Source organism: Halobacillus sp. Nhm2S1, from assembly GCF_019599545.1.
Taxonomy (GTDB): Bacteria; Bacillota; Bacilli; order Bacillales; family Halobacillaceae; genus Halobacillus.
This window is the reverse complement of sequence record NZ_JAIEZV010000003.1, coordinates 391,802-418,713: the sequence shown is the minus strand read 5'-3', so window position 1 is coordinate 418,713 and position 26,912 is coordinate 391,802. Positions and strand designations below refer to the sequence as shown.

Annotated in this window: 32 protein-coding genes; 21 read left to right on the top strand and 11 right to left on the bottom strand. The window is 41.9% G+C overall.

The annotated features are described in order from the left end of the window. Positions 1-13 precede the first annotated feature (13 nt). The 5 genes from udk to K2225_RS13995 all read left to right on the top strand — a co-directional run bounded on the left by udk (position 14) and on the right by K2225_RS13995 (position 3,623). Complete coding sequence (gene udk / locus K2225_RS14015) at positions 14-667, top strand: uridine kinase (RefSeq protein ID WP_146812771.1); 654 nt, start codon at positions 14-16, stop codon at positions 665-667. A 162-nt stretch (positions 668-829) separates the two neighbouring features. Further along, positions 830-1,306: a transcription elongation factor GreA gene (greA, locus tag K2225_RS14010; RefSeq protein WP_220585301.1), complete on the top strand. Its 477-nt coding sequence runs from the start codon at positions 830-832 to the stop codon at positions 1,304-1,306. 613 nt (positions 1,307-1,919) lie between these two features. Then, positions 1,920-2,621 carry a YrrS family protein gene (locus tag K2225_RS14005; RefSeq protein ID WP_220585300.1) on the top strand — a complete coding sequence of 234 codons (702 nt, stop codon included), beginning with the start codon at positions 1,920-1,922 and terminating at the stop codon, positions 2,619-2,621. A gap of 16 nt (positions 2,622-2,637) precedes the next feature. After that, on the top strand, positions 2,638-3,330 hold the full coding sequence (gene mtnN / locus K2225_RS14000; protein WP_220585299.1) for a 5'-methylthioadenosine/S-adenosylhomocysteine nucleosidase: 693 nt from the start codon (positions 2,638-2,640) through the stop codon (positions 3,328-3,330). 62 nt (positions 3,331-3,392) lie between these two features. After that, the gene (locus K2225_RS13995; protein WP_255574542.1) at positions 3,393-3,623 is read left to right on the top strand and encodes a YrhC family protein; all 231 of its coding nucleotides are present in this window, start codon (positions 3,393-3,395) and stop codon (positions 3,621-3,623) included. A 44-nt stretch (positions 3,624-3,667) separates the two neighbouring features. Here the strand turns inward: K2225_RS13995 and sigK are convergent, their stop codons facing one another. The 8 genes from sigK to sda all read right to left on the bottom strand — a co-directional run bounded on the left by sigK (position 3,668) and on the right by sda (position 10,268). Beyond that, complete coding sequence (gene sigK / locus K2225_RS13990; RefSeq protein ID WP_146812776.1) at positions 3,668-4,381, bottom strand: RNA polymerase sporulation sigma factor SigK; 714 nt, start codon at positions 4,379-4,381, stop codon at positions 3,668-3,670. 138 nt (positions 4,382-4,519) lie between these two features. Next, complete coding sequence (gene mnhG, locus K2225_RS13985; protein WP_089654341.1) at positions 4,520-4,906, bottom strand: monovalent cation/H(+) antiporter subunit G; 387 nt, start codon at positions 4,904-4,906, stop codon at positions 4,520-4,522. Continuing rightward, positions 4,887-5,198: a Na(+)/H(+) antiporter subunit F1 gene (locus K2225_RS13980; protein WP_146812777.1), complete on the bottom strand. Its 312-nt coding sequence runs from the start codon at positions 5,196-5,198 to the stop codon at positions 4,887-4,889. The genes mnhG and K2225_RS13980 overlap by 20 nt, the downstream gene beginning before the upstream one ends. Continuing rightward, a complete protein-coding gene (locus tag K2225_RS13975) occupies positions 5,199-5,675 on the bottom strand; it encodes a Na+/H+ antiporter subunit E (protein WP_146812778.1) in 477 nt (158 codons plus the stop codon). 6 nt (positions 5,676-5,681) lie between these two features. Further along, entirely contained in the window at positions 5,682-7,166 is a 1,485-nt protein-coding gene (locus tag K2225_RS13970; protein WP_220585298.1) for a Na+/H+ antiporter subunit D, read from the bottom strand. Next, positions 7,159-7,497 (bottom strand): Na(+)/H(+) antiporter subunit C, encoded by a 339-nt coding sequence (locus K2225_RS13965; RefSeq protein WP_089654337.1) that lies wholly within the window; start codon positions 7,495-7,497, stop codon positions 7,159-7,161. The genes K2225_RS13970 and K2225_RS13965 overlap by 8 nt, the downstream gene beginning before the upstream one ends. 3 nt (positions 7,498-7,500) lie before the next feature. Further along, entirely contained in the window at positions 7,501-9,837 is a 2,337-nt protein-coding gene (locus K2225_RS13960) for a Na+/H+ antiporter subunit A (RefSeq protein WP_220585297.1), read from the bottom strand. 278 nt (positions 9,838-10,115) lie between these two features. Beyond that, positions 10,116-10,268, bottom strand: a complete 153-nt coding sequence (sda, locus tag K2225_RS13955; protein WP_146812869.1) for a sporulation histidine kinase inhibitor Sda — start codon at positions 10,266-10,268, stop codon at positions 10,116-10,118. A 337-nt stretch (positions 10,269-10,605) separates the two neighbouring features. Between sda and K2225_RS13950 the strand changes: the two genes are divergently transcribed. From K2225_RS13950 to K2225_RS13915, 8 genes are read left to right on the top strand one after another with little or no spacing between them, the layout of a single operon-like run. After that, positions 10,606-11,130, top strand: coding sequence for a YqeG family HAD IIIA-type phosphatase (locus K2225_RS13950; protein ID WP_220585296.1), 525 nt, complete (start codon positions 10,606-10,608; stop codon positions 11,128-11,130). Continuing rightward, positions 11,130-12,230, top strand: a complete 1,101-nt coding sequence (gene yqeH, locus K2225_RS13945) for a ribosome biogenesis GTPase YqeH (protein WP_220585295.1) — start codon at positions 11,130-11,132, stop codon at positions 12,228-12,230. The genes K2225_RS13950 and yqeH overlap by 1 nt, the downstream gene beginning before the upstream one ends. An 11-nt stretch (positions 12,231-12,241) precedes the next feature. Continuing rightward, a complete protein-coding gene (gene aroE / locus K2225_RS13940) occupies positions 12,242-13,078 on the top strand; it encodes a shikimate dehydrogenase (protein ID WP_220585294.1) in 837 nt (278 codons plus the stop codon). A 1-nt stretch (position 13,079) separates the two neighbouring features. Next, positions 13,080-13,370, top strand: coding sequence for a ribosome assembly RNA-binding protein YhbY (gene yhbY, locus K2225_RS13935; RefSeq protein WP_089654332.1), 291 nt, complete (start codon positions 13,080-13,082; stop codon positions 13,368-13,370). 12 nt (positions 13,371-13,382) lie between these two features. Continuing rightward, entirely contained in the window at positions 13,383-13,955 is a 573-nt protein-coding gene (locus K2225_RS13930) for a nicotinate-nucleotide adenylyltransferase (protein WP_220585293.1), read from the top strand. Next, on the top strand, positions 13,939-14,499 hold the full coding sequence (gene yqeK, locus K2225_RS13925) for a bis(5'-nucleosyl)-tetraphosphatase (symmetrical) YqeK (RefSeq protein ID WP_220585292.1): 561 nt from the start codon (positions 13,939-13,941) through the stop codon (positions 14,497-14,499). The genes K2225_RS13930 and yqeK overlap by 17 nt, the downstream gene beginning before the upstream one ends. 45 nt (positions 14,500-14,544) lie before the next feature. After that, a complete protein-coding gene (gene rsfS, locus K2225_RS13920) occupies positions 14,545-14,898 on the top strand; it encodes a ribosome silencing factor (protein ID WP_220585291.1) in 354 nt (117 codons plus the stop codon). Position 14,899: 1 nt separating this feature from the next. Continuing rightward, complete coding sequence (locus K2225_RS13915) at positions 14,900-15,631, top strand: class I SAM-dependent DNA methyltransferase (protein WP_220585290.1); 732 nt, start codon at positions 14,900-14,902, stop codon at positions 15,629-15,631. Between the two features lie 132 nt (positions 15,632-15,763). Here K2225_RS13915 and comER read toward each other — a convergent pair whose 3' ends face one another. Then, positions 15,764-16,573 (bottom strand): late competence protein ComER, encoded by an 810-nt coding sequence (comER, locus tag K2225_RS13910; protein WP_220585289.1) that lies wholly within the window; start codon positions 16,571-16,573, stop codon positions 15,764-15,766. Between the two features lie 72 nt (positions 16,574-16,645). Here comER and K2225_RS13905 point away from each other — a divergent pair, with 72 nt between their 5' ends. The 3 genes from K2225_RS13905 to K2225_RS13895 are packed head-to-tail and all read left to right on the top strand — an operon-like array spanning position 16,646 to position 20,099. Continuing rightward, the gene (locus K2225_RS13905; protein ID WP_220585288.1) at positions 16,646-17,221 is read left to right on the top strand and encodes a helix-hairpin-helix domain-containing protein; all 576 of its coding nucleotides are present in this window, start codon (positions 16,646-16,648) and stop codon (positions 17,219-17,221) included. Between the two features lie 56 nt (positions 17,222-17,277). Beyond that, entirely contained in the window at positions 17,278-17,835 is a 558-nt protein-coding gene (locus K2225_RS13900; RefSeq protein ID WP_220585287.1) for a ComE operon protein 2, read from the top strand. Next, a complete protein-coding gene (locus K2225_RS13895; protein WP_220585286.1) occupies positions 17,832-20,099 on the top strand; it encodes a DNA internalization-related competence protein ComEC/Rec2 in 2,268 nt (755 codons plus the stop codon). Before K2225_RS13900 ends, K2225_RS13895 begins: the two co-directional genes overlap by 4 nt. A gap of 43 nt (positions 20,100-20,142) precedes the next feature. Here K2225_RS13895 and K2225_RS13890 read toward each other — a convergent pair whose 3' ends face one another. Continuing rightward, on the bottom strand, positions 20,143-20,277 hold the full coding sequence (locus tag K2225_RS13890; protein WP_089654323.1) for a YqzM family protein: 135 nt from the start codon (positions 20,275-20,277) through the stop codon (positions 20,143-20,145). A 349-nt stretch (positions 20,278-20,626) separates the two neighbouring features. On the opposite strand from K2225_RS13890, the gene holA reads away from it, so the two are divergent. Next, positions 20,627-21,646: a DNA polymerase III subunit delta gene (holA, locus tag K2225_RS13885; protein WP_220585285.1), complete on the top strand. Its 1,020-nt coding sequence runs from the start codon at positions 20,627-20,629 to the stop codon at positions 21,644-21,646. 207 nt (positions 21,647-21,853) lie between these two features. On the opposite strand, the gene rpsT is transcribed toward holA, so the two are convergent. Further along, positions 21,854-22,114, bottom strand: coding sequence for a 30S ribosomal protein S20 (gene rpsT, locus K2225_RS13880; protein WP_146812792.1), 261 nt, complete (start codon positions 22,112-22,114; stop codon positions 21,854-21,856). Between the two features lie 161 nt (positions 22,115-22,275). Between rpsT and gpr the strand changes: the two genes are divergently transcribed. The 4 genes from gpr to lepA all read left to right on the top strand — a co-directional run bounded on the left by gpr (position 22,276) and on the right by lepA (position 26,839). Beyond that, positions 22,276-23,364: a GPR endopeptidase gene (gene gpr, locus K2225_RS13875; protein WP_220585284.1), complete on the top strand. Its 1,089-nt coding sequence runs from the start codon at positions 22,276-22,278 to the stop codon at positions 23,362-23,364. An 81-nt stretch (positions 23,365-23,445) separates the two neighbouring features. After that, positions 23,446-24,594, top strand: coding sequence for a stage II sporulation protein P (spoIIP, locus tag K2225_RS13870; protein WP_220585283.1), 1,149 nt, complete (start codon positions 23,446-23,448; stop codon positions 24,592-24,594). A 15-nt stretch (positions 24,595-24,609) separates the two neighbouring features. After that, on the top strand, positions 24,610-24,927 hold the full coding sequence (locus K2225_RS13865; protein ID WP_220585282.1) for a hypothetical protein: 318 nt from the start codon (positions 24,610-24,612) through the stop codon (positions 24,925-24,927). A 97-nt stretch (positions 24,928-25,024) separates the two neighbouring features. Continuing rightward, a complete protein-coding gene (gene lepA, locus K2225_RS13860; RefSeq protein WP_220585281.1) occupies positions 25,025-26,839 on the top strand; it encodes a translation elongation factor 4 in 1,815 nt (604 codons plus the stop codon). The last annotated feature ends 73 nt before the right edge of the window (positions 26,840-26,912 follow it).

Here is a 26,912-nt window from a genome sequence, read left to right as displayed (position 1 = left end):
AGCACCCAGGAGCATGAGTGATAAACCAGTAGTGATTGGAGTAGCGGGAGGATCAGGATCAGGGAAAACGAGTGTGACTCGTTCGATCATCCAGCGCTTTACAGATAAGACTTTACTAATGCTAGAACAAGATTATTATTATAAGGATCAAAGTGATGTGCCGTATGAGGAAAGGTTACAGACAAACTATGATCACCCTCTAGCTTTCGATAATGATCTTCTCATTGAGCATTTAGAACAACTTCTTGATCAAAAACCTGTAGAAAAACCGGTCTATGATTACAAGATGCACACCCGCTCAAATGAAACCATTCATGTCGAACCGAAAGAAGTAATTATCGTTGAGGGTATTCTTGTTTTAGAAGACGAACGTCTCCGAGATCTCATGGATATTAAAGTTTTTGTAGATACAGATGCAGATGTGAGAATTATCCGTAGATTAATGAGAGATATTAATGAGAGAGGCCGTTCACTCGACTCTGTTATTGAGCAATATATCAATGTTGTACGTCCTATGCACTTGCAGTTCGTAGAGCCGACCAAACGATACTCGGATATTATCATCCCTGAAGGTGGACAAAACCACGTGGCCATTGATCTTATGGCAACGAAAATTCAAACGGTTCTTTATGAAAAAGGACAAACAGTGACGAAAGAAAATAGTTGAAATACTACCAAAAATCTGGCATAGTTTTCACTAGTAGTTCTAAATCATAATGTCCTCGGGTAAAGTATAGTAAATCATCTTTAATGAGCGTACAGTCGTACTGCTCATTTCCTATATTAAGGACATCATTTTTTCTTGTATTTAAAGGAGTGTATTCGGACCATGGCAGAAGAAAAAAGTTATTATATGACGGAAGAAGGAAAACAAAAGTTAGAAGAAGAATTGCATCATTTAAAAACAGAGCGACGCAAAGAAGTAGTAGAACGGATTAAGATTGCTCGCGGTTTCGGAGATCTATCAGAGAACTCTGAGTACGATGCAGCGAAAGACGAACAAGCATTTGTAGAAGCGCGTATTACACAAGTAGAAAACATGATTCGAAATGCAGTTATCATTGAAAACGATAATGAAAACCCTGACACAGTGACGTTGGGTAAATCCGTAACGTTCCAAGAGCTTCCGGATGGAGACGAAGAGACCTACACGATTGTTGGAAGTGCAGAAGCCGACCCATTTGAAGGTAAAATCTCAAACGACTCTCCGATGGCTCAAAGTTTAATTGGACATGTTGTTGGTGACAAGGTTAAAGTTGCGACACCAGGTGGAGAAATCGACGTAAAAATCATCACAGTCGAATAATAAAAAAGACAGGGGCTTCCCCTGTCTTTTTTCATGCCTACATACTAATTCTCTTAAAGAATATGGCAGGATTGTGGAAGACTCAGTTTCGAGACTTTTATTGAGTGGATGGGGGCTACGAGGATTAGCTCGCTTTCCGCGGGAGCGCGATGAGCCTCCTCAGGCTGACGCCTTGCGGGGTCTCACCTAGCACTCTTTTCCGCAGGAGTCTCGCCATTCCCCTCTGCCCCTTTGCTATATAAGAGTCTCGAAACCACTTCCAGAATAAACAGTTATTCGGTTTGATTGGAGTATAAGATTAAGATTTCCACAAACTCTGAGAGCTTAATACAGAGTGCTTTATGCTTTTAACAATCGGGATAGCGGAAGACAATCCAACTTGGAAAGGAGTTCGTTTCTCACATACATCGAAAGCGAGTAGCTTTCCAGCCATCCCTAACGCTCAACCCGGGTAACGAACCCCGAAAACGCCTCGAAACTGAGTCTTCAACAATCGGGAGCTATAGTGAGGTTTGGAATATAGCCCGGGAAATGAGATAGGAAAAAGAAAGCATTGGTAACAGTCAAAACTTCATGTATAATAAACGGCGAGTAAAAAGGAGGCAGAAAAATCATGTCAAACAAACAATCCCCTTATTCCCGCTCAGGTCGTTATGAGAAAAAGCGTCGTAGTACGAAGGTGTTGACTTGGCTTATAGGGGCAGGCAGTGTTTTCATGGTGTTACTCTTCGGATTGATGATCTTCGGAGGAGAGGATCAAAAAGGACAAGCAAAGGATACTGAAAGTCAACAGGTCTCAAAGGAAGATCAGGGTCAGAATGATGATTCTCAGGCGGAAGCCAACGAGAACAGTGAAGAAAAAGATAAAGAAGCAAAGGATAAACAAGGTGAAGATACGGAGGAACAACCAGAAAAGCAACAGATCTCTATTGAAGAGTTTGAAGAGCTGAAGCCAATCGAGGACGAAAAAGGGTTGAAAATTGAAAAAAGTGATGACCCTAATGTAGAACGAGTCATCACAAAGGATTGGCCGGTTATTCCTACAGAGATGGAAACGAACGGAGAACATGGAATCACATACCAACCAGGTACTCAGGACTATGAAGAATTAAAACAGGCGATAAGAAGCGCTGTCGGCCTTTCTGAGGACAATATTATCTATTGGGATGTAAGTAATAGAGGCCACCATCAAAAAGCTAAGGCAACAGTCTCTGACAAAAATAAGACAGGATACCTCAGGGTGCAGATTGACTGGATTGAAGGACAAGGGTATAAACCAGTCAAACTTGAGATTCTAAAAAATAAAAACGGTTGAGAGAGGAAGTTTGGTTATGGCAATTGGAATTATTGGAGCTATGGATGAAGAAGTAGAATTATTAAAAGCGAATATGGATGTAGCATCAGAGAAAGAGGTTGCGGGCAGTCTTTTTGTTGATGGCGTTTTGCATGGAAAGAAAGTCGTTCTATTAAAGTCGGGCATTGGTAAAGTCAATGCAGCCATGGCTACGACGATTCTTCATGAGCAATATGAAATTGATGCCGTCATCAATACAGGGTCAGCTGGGGGATTTGCCAAGGACCTTGAGGTCGGAGATGTAGTCATTTCTTCCTTAGTGACACATCACGATGTGGATGTGACTGCTTTTAAGTATGAATATGGTCAAGTTCCGGGAATGCCTGCCATGTACGCAGCGGATGAAAGTCTTGTGCAACAAGCGATGGATGCTGTTGAGAAGACAGATGCAAAAGCAGCGAGAGGGATCATCGCTACAGGTGATTCCTTTATGCAAGAGGAAGCGAGAGTGGATTTTGTTCGAGGTAAGTTTCCTGAGATGATTGCAGCAGAGATGGAAGCCGCTGCGATCGCCCAGGTTTGTTATAAGTACGGAACACCTTTTGTTGTCATTCGGGCGTTGTCCGATATCGCTGGTAAGGAATCCTCGATTTCATTTGATCAATTTTTACCGAAAGCTGCCGAAAATGCAGCCGTCATGATCATGGAAATGGTTAAGAATTACGAATGACAATCATTTCCACCGACACTATGATTCTCATATGTTAAGATTTTCATAGTAGGAGGTGGACCTTGTTGGATACTTCCCAATGGTTAAAGGAAAAAATATCGGATTATAAACGGTTCGTGATTACGCTATTAATCATGAGCACTTATCTCTATATAGGCACACTGATCAGTCTCTATGAATACGGGACAAAAGCTTACTTGTTTTTGTACCCTGTCATGGGTATAGCCCTTGTAACAGCATTCGTCATGACTTGGAAGATTAGAAAATGGAAAAAGAAACTCGTAGAGGACTGAATGAAACAGCCACTCCATTCTAATAAGATGGTAGTGGCTTTTTTTTATCCATTTTTCCCTTGTTTACTCTGCTTGTAGAATTCATGGAAAATCTTCATTAATGCACGCTTTTCAATTCTTGATACATAACTCCTCGATATACCAAGTTCTTTTGCGATCTCACGTTGAGTCTTTTCTTCTGTCTGATTCAGTCCATATCTGAAGATAATCACTTCTTTTTCCCGCTCATCTAATACAGTAATGAAATCCTTGATTTTTTCCAATTCCATATGAAGTTGGATTTCCTCCACTATATCCGTGACATCCGCCTGTAGAATATCAAGAAGGTTCAATTCGTTTCCTTCTTTATCATGACCGATCGGATCTTGGAGCGAAATATCCTTACTCATTTTTTTCGTCGACCTGAGGTGCATGAGAATTTCGTTCTCAATACAGCGTGCGGCATAGGTGGCAAGTTTCGTCCCTTTTCCTGTCGAATAACTTTCAATTCCTTTGATCAAACCGATCGTACCAATAGAAATAAGGTCTTCAAAGTCTTCTTTCGTGTTTTCAAACTTCTTCACAATGTGTGCGACAAGTCGCAAGTTATGTTCAATCAGTTTGTTCCGGGCGTCATGACTACCTTCTGCCATTAATTGGAGCTGTTTGGCTTCTTCTTCTGGAGGCAGGGGGTTCGGAAAAGCCTGGTTTTTAACATAAGACATGAAGAAGAGAGACTCTTTAAAAAAATAAAGGATGGAAGCGATGAGACTGCTCATAGGACGCACCTCCTCAAGGATTAGGCGAATGCCTACAACATACTTATGTCCTTAAGAAGTCGTCTGTGCTTGTCTGTCGTTAAAAATAATGTTCATAAAGGTAAAAAAATGCCCCCATTAGAATGGAGGCATGTCGATTTATGAATCTGGTGCTTGTCGCTTCTGTTCTTCTTTTAAAACTTCTGCGTATTCATCTTTTACACTCTTTTCCCAAAGAGGTACTCCGGCACGGTAGGCAGCTCTTGAGATCATATGTCCAGAAACAGGGGCTGTCAACAGGACAAAGAATATGCCAAGAAGCAGTTTACCACTCACGATGTCATGTTCAACATAGTGGAATAGAAAGGCACCAATCATGATTCCGGCGACACCGAGGGTCGAGCTTTTTGTGGCTGCATGTAGACGTGTGTAAACATCAGGAAAACGCAAAATACCGATAGAACCAGAGATAAGGAAAAAGGCACCGATCAATAGAGACAGACATATGGTGATGTCGAAAATTAAATTAATCCACGTCCCGCTCAATGATAACACCCTTTTCTAAGAATTTCGCCAGTGCGACCGTACCGATGAAGAGAAGAATACCAATCAGCAGGACGACATCATTAAACCTTGTTGTTACGAGCAGGACGGCGATTAGTCCTGCTAAGGCCATAAGATTGATTCCAATGATATCAAGGGCAACCGCACGATCCGGATTCGTCGGGCCGAGAATTGCGCGATATAAAAGGAGGATCACGGAGATTGCTACAGCTACAACAGCGATGGTAGCTGATATTTGGATCCATGTTTGTGTCATATCAAGGATATCTTCCATTTAACGGGTCACCTCCAAGATACGCTTTTCAAATGAATTCTTAATTTCACTGACAGATTCTTGAACATCCGGCATATCCATCGCATGAATAAAGATTTTCGTATGATCTTCACTCACGACCACCGACAATGTCCCGGGAGTCAAAGAAATCAAGTTGGCAAGAAGTGTAATTTCAAAGTTTGTTTTCACGTCAATTGGTAATGCGAATATCCCTGGCTGCATATCCATTTTTGGCTTATACACATGCTTGACAATGTCGATGTTGGAAAGGACAAGCTCTCGTATAAACAAGAGAATGAGAAGGAAAAACTTCCACGCCCGTTTCATATAAAATGAATCTGGTATAAAACGCTGAAGGACGAAGAGAAGTATGATTCCTAAAATATATCCGACAAAGAAAGTTGTGAAATTGTATGTTTCACTCAGGAACATCCACATCATAGCGATGATGATGTTCAGTACGATTTGTAAAGGCATCAGCTTCTACTCCTTTAACACAGAATCAATATAGAGTTCTGGATCCATTATATATTGAGCGATGGTTTCTATTGTCGGGAAGAACCATTCAGCACCTACGCCGAGGAGGATGGAAACGGTAAGTAGCCCAGCAGCAGGAATAGCCATTCGTTTTCCTTTCTTTTCCCGATCAGGAACAGGAATGTCCATTTTTTCTCCCCAATACCCTCGAATGAAAATTCTGATCATCGAGAACAGAATCAATAGACTTGAAATAAGAGCGATAATGACGATGAAAATTTCTTCTTCGCCCAGGCCGCCGCGCAACAATAATAGTTTACCGATGAAACCACTAAATGGTGGTATTCCGGCCAACACTAAAGAGGCTAGAAACATAAGCCATCCGAGGACGGGATAATGATGGATCAAGCCACCCATTTTACGAAGGTCAGATGTGCCCGCTACATAAGCAGTGGCTCCCACAAGGATGAAGAGAGCTCCTTTGATCACCATATCATGAACAAGGTAATAGATCGTACCGGTTATGGAAACCTCAGTAAAAATTCCAATTCCCATAAGCATAAAGCCTACGGCTGGTATGATATTATACGCAACGATCAGCTTGATATTGTTCGTGGACAAAGCACCAACAACTCCAAAAATCATAGTCAAAGCTGCTAGGTAAATGAACAAGGTATGGGTCAATTCCACCTCGTGATTGAAGATCAAGGTGAACGTCCGCAAGATGGAATAAACCCCTACTTTTGTTAACAGCGCTCCGAACAAAGCGGATACGACCGGATTTGGAGATATATAAGGCCGTGGCAGCCAGTAGTAGAGAGGGAAGACGGCCGCTTTTGTTGCAAATACAAAAAAGAACAAAATGGCAATTGTCGTCAAAATCCCTTGCTGGTCCACTTCCTGGACACGCTGAGCAGCTTGAGCCATGTTGACTGTCCCTACAACCGAATAAAGAAAGGCTATGGTCGTTACGAACAACATGGAAGAAAATAAGTTGATCAATACATACTTAATCGATTCCCTAAGCTGTGCCTTCCCATTCCCAAGTACGATCAATCCATAGGAAGCCATCAGAAGGACTTCGAAAAATACGAAAAGGTTGAATAAATCCCCTGTTAAAAATGCACCACTGACTCCGGAAATCAGCATAAAGAAGAAAGTATAGAAGTAAAAAGACTCTTCTTTTTTTGATAAGGATTGAGGTGCAAAGAAAACACTAGCCACCGCAATGATATTTGTCGTAAGAACCAGCGTCATGGCTAGCAGATCAGCGACAAGGACGATCCCAAAGGGTGCATCCCAGCTCCCCATCTCCAGGACAATGTTCCCGTTGTCTCTCACTTGCATGAAAATCCACCCGACAACGAGGAGATTAATAATCGCGAAAGCTTTGGATAAAGTGCGTACTAATTTTGTTTTTTTGTGTATAAAAGCTAAGAAGATGCCTGCTAATAAAGGCAGCAGAATAGGCAATACAGCTAAATTACTCATAATCGTTACCCCTTAATTGCTCCATATTATCAGTGCCGTTAATTTTCGCAGCACGATAAGCTAATACAAGTAGTAGGCTTGTAACACCGAAACTGATGACGATTGAAGTCAAGATCAATGCCTGCGGGAGCGGATCCGTGTAGTTTTCTACTCCTTCAGTCAGTACTGGTGGTGCTCCTGTTTTCAACTCTCCCATTGTCAGGATGAACAGGTGGGCCCCATGAGAAATGAGGCCTGTCCCTATGATAATACGTAACAATTGTTTTTGAAGGAGGTTGTAGACACCCATAGTGAAGAGAATGCCGGCTAGAACGGCCATAATAATTTCCATGTATTATTCCTCCTCCTTGTTCTTTCTAAAACGAATCAATCCGTAAATTGCCATAGCGGCAATCCCTAGTACAACAATTTCAAATAATGTATCCAATCCACGGAAGTCTACAAGGATGACGTTGACGATATTGTCCCCTCCGCCAAGCTTGTAAGAATTTTTCGTGAAATAATCAGATATAGACTCAAAGAACTTACTGCTGTGAGAAGAAATAGCTACCATCGTCATCAACGCACCAAAACCGACTGATATGACGAGGTTCAGTGCCTTGGTACTTACGGGTTCTTCTTTTTTACGTAGCTTCGGTAAATGATAAAAAACAAGTAAGAACAAAGCGACAGTTACTGTTTCTACAATCAACTGAGTAAGAGCGAGATCAGGTGCGCGGTACAGGACAAATAGCATCGATAATCCATAACCTACCACACCTAAAATAAGAATTGCGGCAATTCGGTTATTGGTAAGGGCGGTACCTATGGCTGCGATCACCATTGTAACAGCGACAAGTATTTCAGGAGCCGTAATTTCAGCTACATTCGATGTATCCAATGTAAATCCGCCCGTTATGGCCATAAAGGCAAACGAAATGACAATGATAGCCGCTAGAATCAGTCTGACATATCGTCCGAGAGAACCATTCATATATCCTTTTGTAATCGTCGTAGAGTATCTTTCAACTCGATCAACGGTACCGTCATAAACTTTATTCATACTTAGCACTCCGGGCACAACATTGTACACCGGCGCCCATACTTTCCTTGAAAGGGCTAAGATACTTCCAAAGACGAGAACAGTAAGGGACATAATGAATGGTGGAATAAATCCATGCCAGAAATAGATGTGTTTTTCTTCTAACGCGGCACCTTTGACAGCTTCAGCCGCATGGGCAATAAATGGCTCATTGATCACACTTGGGAACAAGCCAATGATCACTACACCTGCTACGAGAACAATCGGTGATATGAGCATACCGATGGGCGCTTCATGCGGCTTTTTAGGCAGTTCATTCAAGTGTGATTGACCACGGAAAGTGCCGAAGAAAAAGTACATGGAATATACAAAGGTGAATATACTGCCGAATACAGCTAAGTAAGGTACACTCGTTTGCAGTATTCCAGCAATGCCGGTACTCGCTGCTTCCAAATGTAACGAAGATTCAAAGAACATCTCTTTACTATAGAACCCGTTTAAGAATGGCAGGGGTACGCCAGCCATAGAGAACGAGCCAAACAGTGCAAGAGTGGCTGTCATCGGCATGAACGTCATCAATCCGCCAAGTTTACGGATGTCCCTCGTTCCTGCTTCATGATCCACAATACCGGCAACCATAAATAGACTACCTTTGAACGTGGCATGGTTAAGAATGTGGAAAACAGCCCCAAAGATTGCGGCTTTTGTGCCGAATCCCAGCATAGCCATGATCATTCCAAGCTGACTGATTGTTGAGAATGCTAGAATTCCTTTTAAGTCCGTTTGTCTTACAGCCATATAAGATCCCCAGCATAATGTGATAATCCCTGCCATCGACACAATGATGAAGAACCATTCATTTGCGGAAAGCATTGGGGAATAGCGGGCAACCAGATAGATACCTGCCTTCACCATTGTTGCCGAGTGTAAGTAAGCACTCACCGGAGTTGGAGCTTCCATAGCATCCGGCAGCCAGATGTGGAATGGGAATTGAGCAGACTTTGTAAAAGCACCAAGCAATAAAAGAACGAGGATCAGTGGGAAGAATTCACTGTTAAGAATTAATTGTTGCTGATCAATCATTCCTCGGATGCTTGACGTGTTCGTCAAGACACTCATAAAGATAAGAGCGCCCAATAGACTTAACCCACCAAATACGGTAATAAGCATTGATTTTAATGCACCGTATCTGGATTCTTTCTTATAGTTCCAAAATCCGATCAATAAGAAAGATGATAGGGAAGTGAATTCCCAAAAACTGTACAGGGCAAAAACGTTATCAGACAATACAACTCCTAACATAGAGCCCATGAATATGAGAAAGTACACATAAAAATGTCCCAGTTGCTCCGATTTATGTAGGTAAAAAACCGAATAGAAGGCAACTAGGGCGCCAATTCCGCTGATTAGTAGAACAAATAGTAAACTTAGTCCATCCAGGTGAAAGACCATATTCATATCCAGAGACGGGATCCAGGAATACTCGTGAACGACCGGTTCGAAACCAGCCCCTAAAAAGCGGGCAAAATAAATAAAAATTAACACAGGTACAATCGTAACAAAGAATCCTGTGTGAATCTTTTCTTTCCATTTACTTAAAAATGGGATAAAAATTGCAATGATAAAAGGCAATAATACAGCCACCAACATGTGGTATGTTCCTCCTTTGACGTAACTTTCCTCTATTTTTAATTGGATTTTGGATGTTCGTAACAATGTGTTCACTCAATTGTAATCAAAAAAAGGTTCATTATTCAACTGTAGCATACCGGGGATATACGGCGGTATGCTTTATTTAGTCTGTCCTTATAAATAAGAAGGAAGACATCATTTAGTCAAATAAAAAAAGTCATAAAAAAACTCGTCCTTTGCTGGATGGACGAGCGTTCCTAGAAAGAAAAGTCATTATTTGTCATGAAATGTAAAAATCAGCCTACATGTGAGATATGCTTATCTAAAAGGTGCTGGATGGATCGCGAGTTTATTTCACGTTTAATTTGTTCTATAAACTCATCTGAAAGATTGAGTTCAATGGCTTTGTGGTAAGATTGTATTAGTAGGGAATCCGATAATTGCTTCATGCCGCTGTCACACATGTGACAGTCACCTCCCGCTTGAATTGAATCATTGAACGTTCGAATTTTTAATGTATTCTTACCTTATCACGACCCTTATTTCGCCACAATATGGAAGTTATCTACATAAAATTGTAGATAACTTTTTGAAAAAAGAGGTTTAGATGAGTGATAACAAAGAAGTTACTGTGTGGAATATGTGTATAAACTTATCCACAACCTATTATTGTCGGTAATTGTCGAACGATTTTTGTTCTTATCGTAAGTCTTTTTGAAACATCCTTCGATTTTGTATATGATGGTGAAGGAGATTTTGCGGTTGTATGAGGAGATGAACTGATAGATGTTAAAAAACTTTTTACCAGATGAACATGTGCCGAGCGTTTTTGATATTGACCCGGACCATTTAAAAGAAAAAGGAATCAAAGGTGTCATTACCGATTTGGATAATACCCTTGTCGCCTGGGATGAACCGGATGCAACAGAAGCCATCAAAGGATGGTTCGATAAAATGAGCGAGCACGGCATCCAGGTTACGATTGCTTCTAATAATAATGAAGCTCGAGTGAAGCTCTTTTCTGAACCTCTGGATACTACGTTTATCCATAGTGCCAGGAAGCCATTATCGAAGGCTTTCAAGAAGGCTCAGAAGCAGATGAAGCTCGAGAAGGATGAAGTCGCTGTTATTGGAGATCAACTGCTCACCGATGTCCTGGGCGGGAATTCTGCTGGTTTCCATACAATCTTAGTTGTTCCTATCGTTGAAACGGACGGATTTGTTACGAAGTTCAACAGAAAGATTGAAAGGCGAATATTAAATTGGATGCGAAGAAAAGGAAAGATTACATGGCAGAGGAGAGATCAGTGATGGCTGAATTACAATGTCAAGGATGCGGAGCCGTCATTCAAACGACAAACCCAGAAGAAGCAGGATATGCACCTGCGTCAGCACTTGAAAGGGAAGACATCATTTGCAAGAGGTGCTTCCGCTTAAAACATTATAATGAGGTGCAGGACGTTCCATTTCAAGATGATGACTTCCTTGAGATGTTGAACCAAATCAGCGATACAAAAGGACTGGTGGTACAGCTAGTCGATATCTTTGATTTCAATGGAAGTTTTATTTCAGGATTGAAGCGTTTGACTGGAAACAATCCTGTTATTCTCGTAGGAAACAAGATGGACGTACTTCCGAAGTCAGTGAACCACGGGAAAGTAAAACATTGGTTAAAACGTTCTGCTAAAGAGAATGGCTTAGAGGTTGAAGATGTGTATTTAATCTCAGCTGAGAAAAATCAAGGTATTCAGCAATTGTCACAAGCCATCGATCAATATCGTGAAGGTGGAGATGTATATGTGGTGGGGACGACGAATGTTGGGAAATCAACCTTTATCAATACCCTTATTTCAAATACATCCGGTGTTAAAGATGCCATTACGACGTCGTATTTTCCTGGTACGACTTTAGGTTTTATTGATATTCCTTTAGACGAAACAAGCTCACTATATGATACACCTGGAGTCATCCAGCGCCATCAGATGGCTCACTATGTGTCTGATAAGGATCTGAAACTCATTACACCACGTAAAGAAGTTAAGCCGAAAGTGTATCAGTTGAATGAAGAACAGACGCTTTTTGTAGGTGGACTCGCCCGTCTGGATTTTGAGACAGGCGAACGTAGTTCTTTTGTCTGTCACTTCTCTAATGAATTGAATATTCATCGAACAAAATTGGAAAAAGCAGATGAACTGTATGAAAATCATTTAGGGGAACTATTATCACCCCCAGACCAAGATACAATGACAAAGCTTCCTCCATTAAAAGGTCATACATTAAAGATTAAAGAAGACAAAACGGATATCGTCTTTTCTGGACTTGGTTGGGTCACGGTTCCAGAAGGTGGCATCACGGTTACTGCCCATGTACCTGAGGGAGTGAAAGTGTCCTTGAGAGAGTCACTCATATAGGAGGGGATCATTTGTACAAACTAGGATTGATCGGCCACCCGATTGGTCATTCCATGTCTCCATGGATCCATGAAAAACTAATGGAGCAGCAAGGGATTGAAGGGAAGTATGAACTGCTGGAAATCCAGCCGGATGAGTTTGATGAAAAAATCAATTTATTGAAAGAAAAAGGGCTGGATGGTTTCAATGTAACCGTGCCATATAAAGAGAAAATTATCCCTTATCTGGATGGTCTGGATGACAGCGCCCGGCATTTAGGTGCAGTGAACACTGTGCATCACACGAATCACGGTTGGATTGGGTACAACACTGACGGAAGAGGGTTCGTTCATTCTCTGAAAAACCGTTACCCTGATCTTTTTCACGAGAACGCCAAAGCCTTATTGTTAGGAAGCGGAGGAGCAGCAAGAGGGATATTTGAAGCTCTTACGAGATCTACCATCAATCGTGTAGACATAGCCAATCGAACGTTGAAAAGGGCGGAGGATCTTATTCAGGATATCCCTTCCAAGGCTTATGCTGGTGCCCTGACACTCGAACAGGCGAAAAACACCCTCACGGATTACGACTTAATTGTCCAAACCACGACGGTCGGGATGAACCCTGATCATGATCAAATGATCATATCACTGGATCACTTGACAAAAGGGACTGTTGTAAGCGATATTGTTTACCGTCCTATGAAAACTAAATTCTTAAACGAAGCAGAAAAAAGAGGAGCGCGGCTCCATTTTGGACATGAAATGCTGCTGCAGCAAGCTGTTTATGCCTTTCAAATATGGACAGACACCCAGCCTGAGTCTTCGCTACTGCTCAATGAATTCGAACAGAAATTGAAAGGGGTATAGAATGTTAACAAGTAAACAGAAGAAGCATTTACGGGCGGCTTCCCATAATATACAGCCGATTTTTCAAGTAGGGAAAGCCGGCGTGAATGAAAATATGACGAAACAAATTGATGAAGCCCTTGAAAAGAGGGAACTGATAAAAGTAAGCATTTTACAAAATTGCTTCGAAGACAATCATGTCGTTGCAGATGAGATTGTTGAAGCCACAGATGCTCATATTGTCCAAGTGATAGGAAATACGATCATCCTTTATAAAGAGTCCAAAGAAAATAAACAAATCGAATTACCATAAAGGGGAAGGTCAATGAAAAAAGTTGGAATTCTTGGTGGAACGTTCGATCCTCTTCACCAAGGTCATTTGATTATGGGCGAGTTTTCCCGTGAAGCCATGGACCTTGATGAAGTGTGGTTCATGCCTTCCTATATCCCACCACATAAACAGGAGTCTACCACTAATCCGGAAACACGACTGGCTATGGTGAAGACAGCCATCAGGGAACATCCACATTTTCGAATTTGTGATGTGGAATTAGTACGGAAAGGGACATCGTTTACGGTTGATACGATGACTGATTTGGTCGAGCAATATCCAGATCATCAGTTTTTCTTCATTATTGGAGGCGACATGGTTGAACATTTACCAAAATGGCACCGGGTCGAAGATCTTTCAGAGATGGTCCAATTTATTGGAGTTGAGAGGCCTGGGTATGGGTGGAACGATGAAATTCCAGTCCATTTTGTTGATATTCCCTCAATCGATGTTTCTTCCACTATGATACGTGACCGTATTTCAGAAGGGAAAAGTGTCCGGTATTTACTGCCGGAAGTTGTTGATTCTTTTATAAAGGAGCATCACCTGTATGAAAATGAATCGTGAAGAGGCACTTGGATATGTACGTCCTGCCTTAAAGAGCTCTAGATACGAACACACAGTGAGGGTAACAGACAAGGCAGTTGAACTTGCTGAGAGGTTCCAAGTAGATGTTAAAAAGGCGGAACTGGCCGCTGCTTTCCACGATTATGCGAAATATAAACCGCTGGATCTCATGGAACGATGGATAAAAAGTGACCGTCGACTTTCAAAGGATCTTCTGGATTATCATCATGAGCTTTGGCATGGGCCAGTAGGTGCTTTGATGCTTGAGCAGGAGGTCGGTCTTTCGGATGCTGAGATCATCTCTGCTATCAGCTGCCACACGACAGGAAAAAAGCACATGTCCAATTTAGATAAAGTTGTATTTTTAGCTGATTATATAGAACCTGGTCGTGATTTTCCCGGGGTGGATCAAGTACGGCAGAAAGCCGAAAATAATTTGGATGAAGCATGCGCCTTAGCTTTGAAAAATACAATCATTTTTCTTGTTGGTAAGGAAAGGACCGTTTATCCGGACACGTTTCATGCATATAATGATTTAATATGATCCTTTGATCATGGAAAAGATAGAGATGAAATAGGGAGGAAACCCATGGAAAGTAAAGAATTAGTAAATTTAGCAGCACAAGCGTGTGATGAGAAAAGAGCACAAGATATTGTCGTTTTAGATATGTCAGAAGTTTCTCTGATTGCGGACTATTTCTTAATTTGCGAAGGGTCCAACGAACGCCAAGTGCAAGCAATAGCGAGAGAATTGAAAAATCAGGCGGAAGAAAACGGGATAGAAGTGAAGCGGATGGAAGGATTTGAGCAGGCACGCTGGGTACTTGTCGACCTTAATGATATCGTCTGTCACATCTTTCACAAAGATGAACGCCATTATTACAACCTGGAAAGACTTTGGGGCGATGCAGATACGGTCGTTGTAGAAGGATTAGAAAACTAAAATGAGCTACGGGGATATGGCGCGCGTGTACGATCTTCTCATGCAGGATGCACCCTACGGACAATGGGTTAATTTTACGAAGCAAATGCTTCAACAATATCATGCCAACGGTCAAAAAATTCTTGATGTGGGTTGTGGTACAGGGGAAATCACACACCGACTCCATGATGAGGGGTATCAAATGACGGGGATCGATTTGTCTTCTGACATGTTGACCGTAGCGCAACAGAAAAACCCTCGAGCTGCAATTGAATGGCTTCAACAGGATATGACAGCATTGGAGGGGTTGTCAGGTTATGATTGCGTCATCAGTTACTGTGATGTCGTCAATTACTTAACTGATGATCAGAAGGTGCAGCAAGCTTTCGATTCTATTTACCAAACCCTTACTCAAGGAGGAGTGTTTTTATTTGATGTACACTCTATAGATCATATTCACAAGGACCTTAGTGGTGCAACATTTGCTGAAGTCCGTGATGATCTATCTTTCATCTGGTTTTGTGATTCGGGGGAATTGGAAAACAGTCTCATACACGATTTGACATTTTTTGTTGAAGATGATGGGAAGTATCAACGATTCGATGAAATTCATGAACAGCGAGGGTATGACCAGACGGTTTTGCGTTCCTGGCTCTCTCGATCAGGTTTTAAAGTCCAAGGGGTGTTCTCTGATTTTAGTGAGGAGCCATCCTTAGATGGAGAACGCTGGTTGTTTGTTTGTACAAAGGAATAGAAATCATGAAAGAGTCCGTAAATGTCGGACTCTTTTTTTATGAGCTTTGTTAAGCGTTAGAGCAAGTTTTATAAAACGTCGAGCTTAGGGTAACTTTTTGCAGGATAATGTGAATTTCTGTCGAATATATGATTATAAATCAATGTGTTTTTTATCCTCTTTATGTTTATTTTGGGTCGCTTCAAACATTTTTTGAAACAAATTTCCAATGTGATCTTCTAAAGCCTGCAATCCCTCACCTGTAACTCCGCCTTTCACCGTAACTTTTTCCATTAATTCCTCCAAAGTCATCACTTTCTGTGCTAAGAGGTCTCCCAATCCAACCATCATATTTTCCGTCAACGAGGTAGCTTTATCTTTAGGGAGGCCCGCAACATCACCAGCAGCTGCAATCCATTGGCTGAGCAAATAGCTAATAAATGCAGGGCCGCATGATACGATGTCGGACGCTACGCGTATGTGCTCTTCTTTGACTTCAATGGGAGTGGAGATATGCTGGAAAGTCCGTCTCAATAATTCTCGATTTTCGGTTTTTATTTTTGATCCAAACGTGAACAAACTCACTCCAGACCAAGCATGATTTGTTATAGATGGAACAATTCTTGCCACCTGGCAGGGGGTGACTTTTTCTAACTGCTCAACAGCGACCGGACTTGTAATGGAAACCAGACATTGTTCTTCAGACCATTTTCCTTCTAGTGCATCAATGATGCTCTTGTAGTGATGGGGCTTTACGCAGATGAAAATGATATCGCTGTTATTTTGGAGTGCGGTTAAATCCTGCGCTACTTTGAGGTTTGGAAATTCTTCTTGGATCTTCTTCGCTTTTTCTAACGTCCGATTGTAAATCGTCAACTTCTCAGCAGGTACGGCTCCGCTCTTTATAAGCGTAGAAATGAGCATACTTCCCATATTCCCTGTGCCGATGATTCCCCATTTCATTGGAATCCCTCCTTAATGATTACCTATATATCCTTATTCTGAAAAACAATAATTATGAAAGAAGGTCAAAGCATGAGCGTATTAAAGAGATACTCTTGGATGATCTTGATCCTCACAGGGATTGGCTTCCTGTATTTTTTAAATTCATCAAGTGATGGAGCTTCCCAAATGACGAAGGTGAAGGAAGTGACAATTGAGGAAACAGTTGATGAAAATGCTGGTTCCGGTACTGTAAAAGTAGATGTGAAAGGAGAAGTTCACCACCCTGGTGTTTATTCAATGCCAGAAGAAACGAGAGTAGATGATGTGATTATTGAAGCTGGAGGCATGACAGATGGAGCGGATCCTACCAGTGTAAACCTTGCGCAAAAATTACAGGATGAAATGGTGGTTTTTATAGCCTCTTACCAATCTTCCGCTAACGAATCAGGTGAAGTGGATTCATTAGCCGGAGAAAAAGTGAGTATCAACCGTGCTTCAGCCAGTGAGATGGAAACATTAAATGGAATTGGTCCTTCTAAAGCTGCTAGTATTATTAAATATAGAGAAGAAAATGGTCCATTTTCTTCTGTAGAAGATCTTGTGAATGTGCCTGGTATCGGTGAAAAAACGTTAGAAAACCTAAAGGAACTGATCACTGTTCCATAAGTTTGACGGAATCCAGTGGTCAGAGTAAACTTGATGAAAAAAGTGGGGGTTACATAATGGAGCGGATTACTTGGAATCAATACTTCATGTCACAAAGTTATTTATTAAAATCACGCAGCACCTGTCAGAGGTTAGCTGTGGGAGCGGTTATTGTAAGAGATAAGCGCATGATTGCCGGGGGGTACAATGGAAGCGTCTCTGGGGGTGTGCATTGTATCGATGAGGGTTGCTATGTCGTTGATGGTCATTGTGTCCGCACCATACATGCTGAAATGAACGCACTCCTTCAATGCTCCAAGTTCGGTGTTGCTACAGAAGGTGCAGAGATTTACGTAACTCATTTTCCATGTCTGCACTGTACGAAGGCAATTATTCAAGCAGGGGTGAAAGCTGTCTATTATAGCGAAGATTATAAAAATGATTCCTATGCAATCGAGATGTTGCAGCAGTCAGGCGTCCGTATGCAAAAGGTCCCTGTAGAAACGGAGCCACTCGAACAGAAACAAAAGCTTCTCATAAAGCAAATGCTTGAGAAAATCGAGTTGAACGGGGACCCTGAGTCAGAACAACTCGTAAACGAAGCATCACAACTTTTAAAACTGGACAAACAGTGATCATCTTGAGAGGGTCCTGGCATCTTCCCGTCACAGCCTTTGTGCTTGGCGGGGTGTTATCTATTCAACGAGGTTTTCCTTTTTATGTCGTTGGGATTGTTTTTCTTTTTTGGTTGTTCAGTTTTCGTCGAAACCTCCTCTTCCTCTTCTTCCTCCTTCTATTCGTGATCGGTGGGTACTCCCACCTATCACTTGATTCCTCGCCTGTTTCTTCTCAATCCCTTGATGGCCATGCCGTGGAAGGTGAAATTGTATCTGATGTGACGGAAAGTGCTCATGCTTTTTCAGTCGTATTGGAAGGGGATGCCGGTAAAGTGCTTGTTCGTTATGTGAAAGAAAAACCAAATGATCTTCCACCTGAAAGTTTGAAACATGGGGCTCTCTGTATGGTGAGAGGAGAGGTGAAGCCTTTCGATGGTGCACGCAATCCGGGCCAGTTCGATTATCGTGCTCATATGGCGGGTAAGGGAATTTATCTTCAGATTCTACTCCAAGATGAAGCGTTTCTCCAGTGTCAAGGAGAATCGTGGATCAATCACTTGTATGACACAAGAGAACAATTAAAAATGTCTGTGAAGGAGCGTGTCCGCCCAACTACTTATGTATGGATGGAGGCTCTGATTTTCGGAGATATCAGGCTGATCGATTCTTCGACAATTGAATGGTTTAGAGAGTTTAATTTATCCCATATACTCGCCATATCAGGCTTGCACGTTGGACTGACACTGGGAGGGACTTACTTTCTTCTATACCGGACAGGCATAGCAACAAAGAAGCAATCTAAGATTTTCTTGCTTGCCCTTTTACCTTTTTACATGTTTATATCAGGTGGTGCTCCATCTGTCATGCGTGCTGGACTTATGGGGGTTCTTCTTATATTCACAGGTTCATTCCAAAAAAAGATCCCTATCATTGACCTTCTCTCCTTCACCTGTTTCTTCTTGTTAATTTTTTACCCGTCTTATTTTTATCACCTGGGTTTTCAATTTTCGTTTTTAGTCACCTTCAGTTTACTGCTTACGATTCCGGTGTTGAAGCAGTATGAGAGTAAGTGGATGCAGTCTGCGATTATAGGGTTGGTCAGCCAGCTCTCCCTCCTTGCACTACAGGTCCATTATTTTTATGAGTTTCAGCCTTTATCTTTATGGGTCAATATGATTGCTGTTCCGTATTTTTCATTCTTTGTTATCCCCTTATTGATGGCTGTTTTTCTTCTTTCCTTTTTGCTTCCTTCCCTATGCACATTCCTTTCCGATGCCTTTGCGACGATTCATGATTTTGTTATATCTTTCCTCATCACACAATCCGATGCTTTCGATTACCCCTGGGTGATTGGTGAGCTTCCCTCCAGTTACATCTTCTTGTACACCGCCTGTTTCGTAATTATGATGAAAAAATGGGAACAGAAGGAAAAGGTAAAAGCATTCCTGGCTTCCGTGGCCGTGGTTTTTGTATTTGTTTATTATAGTTTGATTCCGTATTTTACTAAGGAAGGAGTCGTAACCATGTTGGATGTGGGCCAGGGGGATTCCTTTGTCATAGAGCTTCCACAGAGGAATGGAGTCATTATGATCGATGCAGCTGGGCCGCCGGTCTTTTCTTCGAATAAAGAAAAGACGGCCGATGAGGTGATCCTGCCGTTCTTAAAATCAAGAGGTATTCAGCAAATAGATGCTCTATTCATTACTCATGAAGATTCTGATCACAGTGGAAGTGTTCCTTTTATACTTGATGAAATGAATGTTGGGAGCATCTATGTCAGTCCTTTTCATTCAGAGGAATACGGAGTTGGAATTGAGAAAGTAAGCGCAGGACAGAGCATTTGGGTTGGAGGGCATGAATTTTATGTGATGCATCCGGTCGAGGGTGAAGATCAAGGGGACCCAAATGACAATTCACTCGTGTTGAATAGCCTGTTGGGAGGAAAGTGGTGGTTCTTTACGGGAGATATATCTGCTCCGATTGAAAAGGACATCTTAAAGAGGAGTTTGTCGTTACAGACAGATGTCTTAAAAGTGGCTCACCATGGAAGTGATACATCCACTTCAGAGGAACTGTTGAATGGGCTGCAACCAAAAATAGGTTTAATATCTGCAGGAGTGGATAATCGCTACGGCCATCCTCACGAAGAGGTTGTAGAAAGGTTATCCGAACATGGGGTCGTATTGCTTCAAACCAATCGGCATGGTTCCGTTCAATACATTTTTTCTGGGCAAACTGGAACGTTTTCAACGTTTATCCCGTATAATGCGAGCAGAGAATAAAAAAAGACTGCCAAAAACAGCAGCCTTCCGGTTTTGCATTTCATTACTGTCCAAGAAAAGAAAACAAAACACCGATGAAGAAGATGACGAAGAAGAAAACAAATGAAAATACAAACCCTAACCCAGAGTCGATCACATCATTAGTTTTGGATTGAATATCGTTTTTAAACTCGTTCACTGTTACCCCTCCTATATCAATTATTAAGTATAGTCCATTTTTAACCAAAAATCTACATTTACCGGGCATGAAATACGAATTTTATCGATGATTCATACCTTTCCCACTCCTAGCAAGACTTGTCACAGATAATTATCCTGTAAGCGGTCAAACTAAACGCAAGAGAGGAACAACATCGTCCTCTCCAAGAGCTCCCGGGGCTTTTGGAATGGCGTTTATATAGATGGTTCATACGGCGATATCAGCACACCATTTTGACAGAAATTCCAAAGAAACATAAAATGGTGACACTGAGTTCCCCATTTTGGGGCGCCGTACTCTTTTTTTATAAAGGAAGGACAACCACTTTATGGTCAATGTAAAACAGTCACAAGTGTACTTATTATATGGAGAAGAATCCTACTTAATTCAGGAACATAAGAATAAAATCATCGAAAAAACATTAAAGAAAGAAGATCGGGAATTTAATATTTCCCAGTATGATTTAGAAGAGACCCCCATTGAGGATGTCATTACAGATGCAGAAACTTTTCCATTTCTTGGTGAAGGGAAAGTCGTCATTGCCAATCATCCCGTCTTTTTAAAGGCAAAACCGGATAAACTTCCGTTTGAACATGATACGGAAGTACTTTTAGAATACCTTCAAAATCCTGCTGAATATACGGTGTTAATTCTAATTGCTCCATATGAAAAGCTGGATGAACGGAAAAAAGTGTTTAAGCAATTAAAGAAGAATGGAGAAGCCATCAGCTGCCAGCCGGTGAAAGAATGGGACATTGACAAATGGATACAAACCTTAGCAAACGATTTACATATCACCGTTCCTTCAGAAATTCATGAACTGTTCACTCAGGAAATTGGTGCAAATCTTATGGCACTTAGAAAGGAAATGGAGAAGTTGGCATTATATGTCGGAGAAGGAGGCGTAGTCACCAGAGATATAGCAGAGCAGCTACTTTCCCACAGTGCAGAAGCTTCGGGGCTTAAACTGGTTGATGCCGTTATGGAAAAGGACCTGGGTCGTGCGATACGAATTTATAAGGATCTGGAAAAACTGAATGAAGAGCCGATCGCTTTGACTGCCCTGCTTGCTTCTCAATTCAGGATTATCAGTCAAGCGAAGGTACTCAAGCAAAAAGGATACGGCCAGAACCAAATGAGAAGTTACATTAAAGCCCATCCTTACGTTATCAAAATGGCGTTGAAACGGGAGCGAGCCTTCTCACAGCAGGAACTGGATCAAATTATGAATCAACTTGCTGAAACGGACTACAATCTGAAGCAGGGGAAAATGGAGAAAGCCCTGGCTTTTGAAATGCTCCTCTATCGATTGATCAACATTAAGCAAGACACCCCTGTCTCTTTATAATTTCCATATTGGGCGATTTACGATTTTGGGGTGAGGTGAAGTTGGACGGATCGTTGTGGACTTTCTTCTCTAAAGCATCTCCAACATAATTTGTCAGTGATATAAACAATGAAAAGAAGCCCTCCGATAACTCGGAGGGCTTCGTTCATGTAAAAACGATCCATTCCAAAAAGAAGGATCGTCTGTTGGTCATAAATTACGAATGAATTATAATGCGTTGACTAGTTTTGTTAGGCGGGATTTTTTACGGTTCCCTGTATTTGTAGGAAGGGCACCACGTTGAACAGCTTTGTCGATTTTCTTAACAGCTGTAGGAAGGGCTTCTTTCGCGTTCTCCACATCCTTGCTTTCAACAAGCTTTTCTACACGTTTAACCGCTGTACGCATGTCAGATTTGAAAGCTGCATTCAAAGAACGAGCGTCATCATTCGTACGTACACGTTTTTTCGCTGATTTAATATTAGGCATAGTTTCACCTCCTAGGTAAAAACAAAAGACTCATTCATATCGAACAAGAGACATTTTACCAGAGCGGTACGCTGTTTTCAATACTTATCTATATATGAATCCCTTCATTTGCATAGTTTTTATCTCCTTGGGAGATGATTTTCTTAAGGAGGTTGAGTTGAATGGAGGAAAATTTCGACTACACGTTAAGAACGGACTTGGCGCTTGAAGCTCAGGAGATGAATGTGAAAGATGAACCGGGATCTTCAGATTCTGATGGGGTTGAGGTCCATGAAAACGAAAAAAACGATATTAAGATTACGTATGTAACGGTAGATGAAGCAGGAGCTGAACGGATCGGGAAAAAGGCGGGGCATTATGTCACCTTGGAATCACTCGCTATTCGTAAACAGGATCATCAATTACAAGTGAACTTAGCAAAGACGTTATCCGGACAGTTAAGGAAATTAATGAATGAATGTGGAATAAAAGAAATGGACCGGGGTTTAATTGTCGGACTTGGTAATCATAATGTGACGCCAGATGCTCTGGGGCCATTAGTGACAGAAGAAGTCTATGTTACGAGCCACTTATTTGAGCTTCATCCCGAAACCGTATCTGATGGTTACCGACCTGTTTCTGCATTCACACCTGGGGTTATGGGCGTGACTGGGATTGAAACCAGTGATATGGTTCATGGGATCATTGAACAAACGAAGCCGGATTTTGTTTTGGTCATCGATGCGCTTGCTTCACGTTCAATCAATCGTATCAATGCGACCATACAACTTTCTGATACAGGGATTCACCCAGGGTCTGGGGTAGGCAACAAGCGGAAAGAAATCAGCAGAGAGACATATGGCATCCCTGTAATTTCCATTGGAGTACCAACAGTAGTAGATGCCGTGACAATTACAAGTGATGCCATTGATTATGTGTTAAAACATTTTGGCAGAGAGTGGCGGGAAAAAGATCGCCCTTCAAATGCATTGTCGCCCGCCATGAACCCGTTTGAAAGAAAGACGCTGACGGAAGAAGACCATCCGAATGAGGAGCAAAGCAAAGCGGTTATGGGCATGTTCGGCCAATTAGAAGAGGTGGAAAAGAAACAACTGATTAAGGAAGTACTGACCCCACTTGGCCACAATTTAATGGTTACACCTAAAGAGGTGGACAGCTTCATTCAGGATATGGCGCATGTCATCGCGAAGGGGATCAATGGGGCTTTGCACCCGGGGATAGAAGATGGCGAAGCACAATCTAATTTTTAATAATGATTTACTAGAGAGGTTCTATTAAATTCCTCTCTCTCATACCATTTACTAGATAGTGGATGAGGGGGAGGATTTTTCATGTCTCGTTACCCGATCATGAAGAAAAATAAGAAAAGTTATATGAAGCAGGGGACTAGATGGACCATCATCGCAGTCACCGTTTTGCTTTTATTGTTTATTGGTATTGGTATTCTTACAGGTGCAAAAACGACCTACCGTATTTATTCAAGTACGATACAAGAATGGACAACCAAGCTTGAAGGCAGTGCTTTTTTATATCTCTTTGAAATGGAAAACCGCGCATTCAAAGATGCCCACCCTGAAGGAAATCGAATCCCGAGTCTAACGACATTGTCTTTTCAATTACTTACAAGCCTTACACCCAATGATCCAAGAAGCCTCCTAGGAAGAGAAATTCCGGGGTTATCTTCCTATAACAGTCAAATTATCATTGCTGGTAAAGGGACGGACTACTCTACACTCCCTATTGAGTCAGAACCTCCTATGATTGTAGATGACCGCGGGGAGGAAGGAGAGGTGGAAGAAACAAACGAAGATGAAGGAAAGCAAGAAGAGAGGCCGGTTGGTGAAGATCGTGTTTACATTTACCACACCCATAACACAGAATCCTTCTATCCGCATTTACCTGATGAGTCCACGGACCATGATGGAAAAGTGAATATTACGCTTATCGGAGAGCGTCTTGGAGAAGGGTTGGAAAAAAGAGGGATTGGAGCGATTGTTGATACAACAGATGTAGCTGCATTAAGAAGTGAAAAAGGAATGGAGTATTATCAATCCTATGATGCTGTAAGACCTGTAGTGGAAGAAGCCATCAGTCAGAATGGAGGCATCCAGTACTTGTTTGACCTTCACAGGGATTCCCTTTCTAAGGAGCACACGACAACCACAATCAACGGAAAAGATTACGCACGCTTTGCTTTTGTCATAGGAGCTGAACACCCTCAATATGAACAGAACTTACAACTTGCATCCAGAATTCACCAGCTCTTGGAGGAGAAATATCCAGGGATCAGCCGTGGGGTTATAACGAAGAAGGGTTCAGGTGTAGACGGCATCTATAACCAGGACTTGCATCCGAATGCCATCCTTATCGAGTTTGGCGGAGTTTATAATCATCTAGACGAATTGTATCGTTCGGCAGATGTTATGGCGGAAGTTTTCAGTGATTATTACTTTGAAGATGAAAAGGTATCCACAGAGTAATGGAGGAGGGGCACAATGAAATGGTTGGCGGGGGGACTCATCGTTGTCGTTGTTTTTATTACGGGAGCTTTTTATGGCATTAATAAAACAAACGAAAAGCTGGATGACCGCCCCGCTGTGGTGACGATTGAAAAAGCGGAGCAAGAAGTGGACCACAGGGTAGAAGAGCAAATATCCTCATCACCGGGTACCGATGATTTTTGCGCTCCTCCTAAAATAGATGCTGGGGCGCCCTGGATCTCACAACTTGCTGGAGGGATGGGGGAAGGGGTGGCTTCAAGCTTCAATGGAGTCATCGTTGTTTTGTCTGAAATTATTCAGGCAGGGGAATAAGATTCAGATGTTGTTGGGGGTTTACATTGAATAATGCTTGCCGTATTGCTATAATCAACCTAGATATTTGTGTCGAATTCAGTAGGAGTGATTTAAGTTGACAGCACAATCTAAACAAGAAAGGGTCCGCAATTTTTCGATTATTGCCCATATCGACCACGGGAAATCGACACTTGCAGACCGTATTCTGGAAAAAACGAAAGCACTAACCCAAAGAGAAATGAAGGAACAATTCCTTGACGCGATGGATCTTGAACGTGAACGTGGAATCACGATTAAATTAAATGCCGTTCAATTGTCTTATGAAGCGAAAGATGGACAGGATTATACGTTCCACTTAATCGATACCCCAGGTCACGTCGACTTTACATATGAGGTCTCTCGTAGTTTAGCGGCCTGTGAAGGTGCGATCCTGGTTGTAGATGCTGCACAGGGAATAGAAGCACAAACATTAGCCAATGTTTACCTGGCACTGGAGAACGATTTAGAAATTATTCCGGTCATTAATAAAATTGACCTTCCAGGTGCTGACCCTGAACGTATCAAACAAGAAATTGAAGATGTCATCGGGATTGATGCTTCTGATGCCATTCTTGCTTCTGCTAAAGAAGGAGTAGGGATCGATGAGATATTAGAACGGATCGTAAGTGATATTCCGGCTCCTCAAGGCGATGTGAAGGACCCTACGAAGGCGCTGATTTTCGACTCCTTGTACGATTCCTATAGAGGTGTCGTAGCCTATACGTGTGTTCGTGAAGGTTCTATCAAACTTGGGGATAAAATTAAAATGATGGCCACTGGCAAAGAGTTCGAAGTGAATGAACTAGGCGTCTTCCGTCCGACTCCTACCCCATTGAAAGAGTTGAATGTTGGGGATGTCGGTTATTTAACGGCCTCAATCAAGAATATTGGGGACAGCCGTGTGGGGGATACCATTACGCTTGCTAATAATCCCGCCACTGAACCTCTGCCTGGATATAAAAAGATGAATCCGATGGTATTCTGTGGGATGTATCCAGTGGATGCGAGCAAATACAATGACCTTAGAGATGCTCTTGAACGCTTGGAACTTAATGATTCCTCCCTTCAATTCGAGCCTGAAACTTCCCAGGCACTTGGTTTTGGGTTCCGTTGTGGTTTCTTAGGAATGCTTCATATGGAAATCATCCAAGAACGTATCGAACGGGAATATAAGATCGATCTTATTACGACAGCGCCAAGTGTTATTTATCAGGTGACCCTTACGGATGGATCTGTGGCCAATGTCGATAACCCTTCCATGATGCCGGATAACCAGAAACTTGAAGAAGTTCAGGAACCTTTTGTCAAGGCAACGGTCATGGTACCGAACGATTATGTCGGTCCAGTTATGGAAATCTGTCAACGCAAGCGCGGCAATTTCATGGATATGCAGTATCTAGATGACAACAGGGTCAATATCGTTTATGAGATTCCATTGTCTGAAATTGTATATGATTTCTTTGATTCCTTGAAATCCCAAACAAAAGGGTATGCATCCTTTGATTATGAGTTGATTGGGTACCGTGTCTCCAATCTTGTGAAAATGGATATCTTGTTGAACGGGGATACCATTGATGCATTGTCCTTCATCGTACACCGTGACTTTGCGTACGAACGTGGTAAGCTCATTGCTGAAAAGCTTAAGGAATTAATTCCAAGACAGCAATTTGAAGTTCCTGTCCAAGCTGCCATCGGAAATAAAATCGTTGCTCGAACGACGATCAAAGCGATGCGTAAAAACGTCCTTTCCAAGTGTTACGGTGGAGACATTTCCCGTAAGCGTAAATTGCTTGAAAAGCAAAAAGAAGGGAAGAAGCGCATGAAGATGGTTGGATCTGTTGAGGTCCCACAAGAAGCATTCATGTCCGTCCTTGATTTGAACGAAGATTAAAGCAAAAGGAAGACAGTTGAAACCGCAGGAGATTTTTCTCTTGCGGTTTTCCTTATGAAAGGTGGTAACAACC

Coding starts and splice junctions, on each gene's coding strand:
- comER (WP_220585289.1), bottom strand. CDS start 16,573: ATGAAATGGGGAATCATCGGCACAGGGAATATGGGAAGTATGCTCATT.
- sigK (WP_146812776.1), bottom strand. CDS start 4,381: ATGAGCAGTCTCATCGCTTCCATCCTTTATTTTTTTAAAGAGTCTCTC.
- gpr (WP_220585284.1), top strand. CDS start 22,276: ATGGAGGAAAATTTCGACTACACGTTAAGAACGGACTTGGCGCTTGAA.
- rsfS (WP_220585291.1), top strand. CDS start 14,545: ATGGAAAGTAAAGAATTAGTAAATTTAGCAGCACAAGCGTGTGATGAG.
- yqeH (WP_220585295.1), top strand. CDS start 11,130: ATGGCTGAATTACAATGTCAAGGATGCGGAGCCGTCATTCAAACGACA.
- K2225_RS13865 (WP_220585282.1), top strand. CDS start 24,610: ATGAAATGGTTGGCGGGGGGACTCATCGTTGTCGTTGTTTTTATTACG.
- spoIIP (WP_220585283.1), top strand. CDS start 23,446: ATGTCTCGTTACCCGATCATGAAGAAAAATAAGAAAAGTTATATGAAG.
- K2225_RS13950 (WP_220585296.1), top strand. CDS start 10,606: ATGTTAAAAAACTTTTTACCAGATGAACATGTGCCGAGCGTTTTTGAT.
- K2225_RS13980 (WP_146812777.1), bottom strand. CDS start 5,198: ATGGAAGATATCCTTGATATGACACAAACATGGATCCAAATATCAGCT.
- K2225_RS13965 (WP_089654337.1), bottom strand. CDS start 7,497: ATGGAAATTATTATGGCCGTTCTAGCCGGCATTCTCTTCACTATGGGT.
- sda (WP_146812869.1), bottom strand. CDS start 10,268: ATGAAGCAATTATCGGATTCCCTACTAATACAATCTTACCACAAAGCC.
- K2225_RS13960 (WP_220585297.1), bottom strand. CDS start 9,837: ATGTTGGTGGCTGTATTATTGCCTTTTATCATTGCAATTTTTATCCCA.
- K2225_RS14005 (WP_220585300.1), top strand. CDS start 1,920: ATGTCAAACAAACAATCCCCTTATTCCCGCTCAGGTCGTTATGAGAAA.
- K2225_RS13905 (WP_220585288.1), top strand. CDS start 16,646: ATGAGCGTATTAAAGAGATACTCTTGGATGATCTTGATCCTCACAGGG.
- rpsT (WP_146812792.1), bottom strand. CDS start 22,114: ATGCCTAATATTAAATCAGCGAAAAAACGTGTACGTACGAATGATGAC.
- K2225_RS13970 (WP_220585298.1), bottom strand. CDS start 7,166: ATGAGTAATTTAGCTGTATTGCCTATTCTGCTGCCTTTATTAGCAGGC.
- greA (WP_220585301.1), top strand. CDS start 830: ATGGCAGAAGAAAAAAGTTATTATATGACGGAAGAAGGAAAACAAAAG.
- yhbY (WP_089654332.1), top strand. CDS start 13,080: ATGTTAACAAGTAAACAGAAGAAGCATTTACGGGCGGCTTCCCATAAT.
- K2225_RS13915 (WP_220585290.1), top strand. CDS start 14,900: ATGAGCTACGGGGATATGGCGCGCGTGTACGATCTTCTCATGCAGGAT.
- udk (WP_146812771.1), top strand. CDS start 14: ATGAGTGATAAACCAGTAGTGATTGGAGTAGCGGGAGGATCAGGATCA.
- K2225_RS13930 (WP_220585293.1), top strand. CDS start 13,383: ATGAAAAAAGTTGGAATTCTTGGTGGAACGTTCGATCCTCTTCACCAA.
- mtnN (WP_220585299.1), top strand. CDS start 2,638: ATGGCAATTGGAATTATTGGAGCTATGGATGAAGAAGTAGAATTATTA.
- K2225_RS13900 (WP_220585287.1), top strand. CDS start 17,278: ATGGAGCGGATTACTTGGAATCAATACTTCATGTCACAAAGTTATTTA.
- K2225_RS13975 (WP_146812778.1), bottom strand. CDS start 5,675: ATGCCTTTACAAATCGTACTGAACATCATCATCGCTATGATGTGGATG.
- holA (WP_220585285.1), top strand. CDS start 20,627: ATGGTCAATGTAAAACAGTCACAAGTGTACTTATTATATGGAGAAGAA.
- yqeK (WP_220585292.1), top strand. CDS start 13,939: ATGAAAATGAATCGTGAAGAGGCACTTGGATATGTACGTCCTGCCTTA.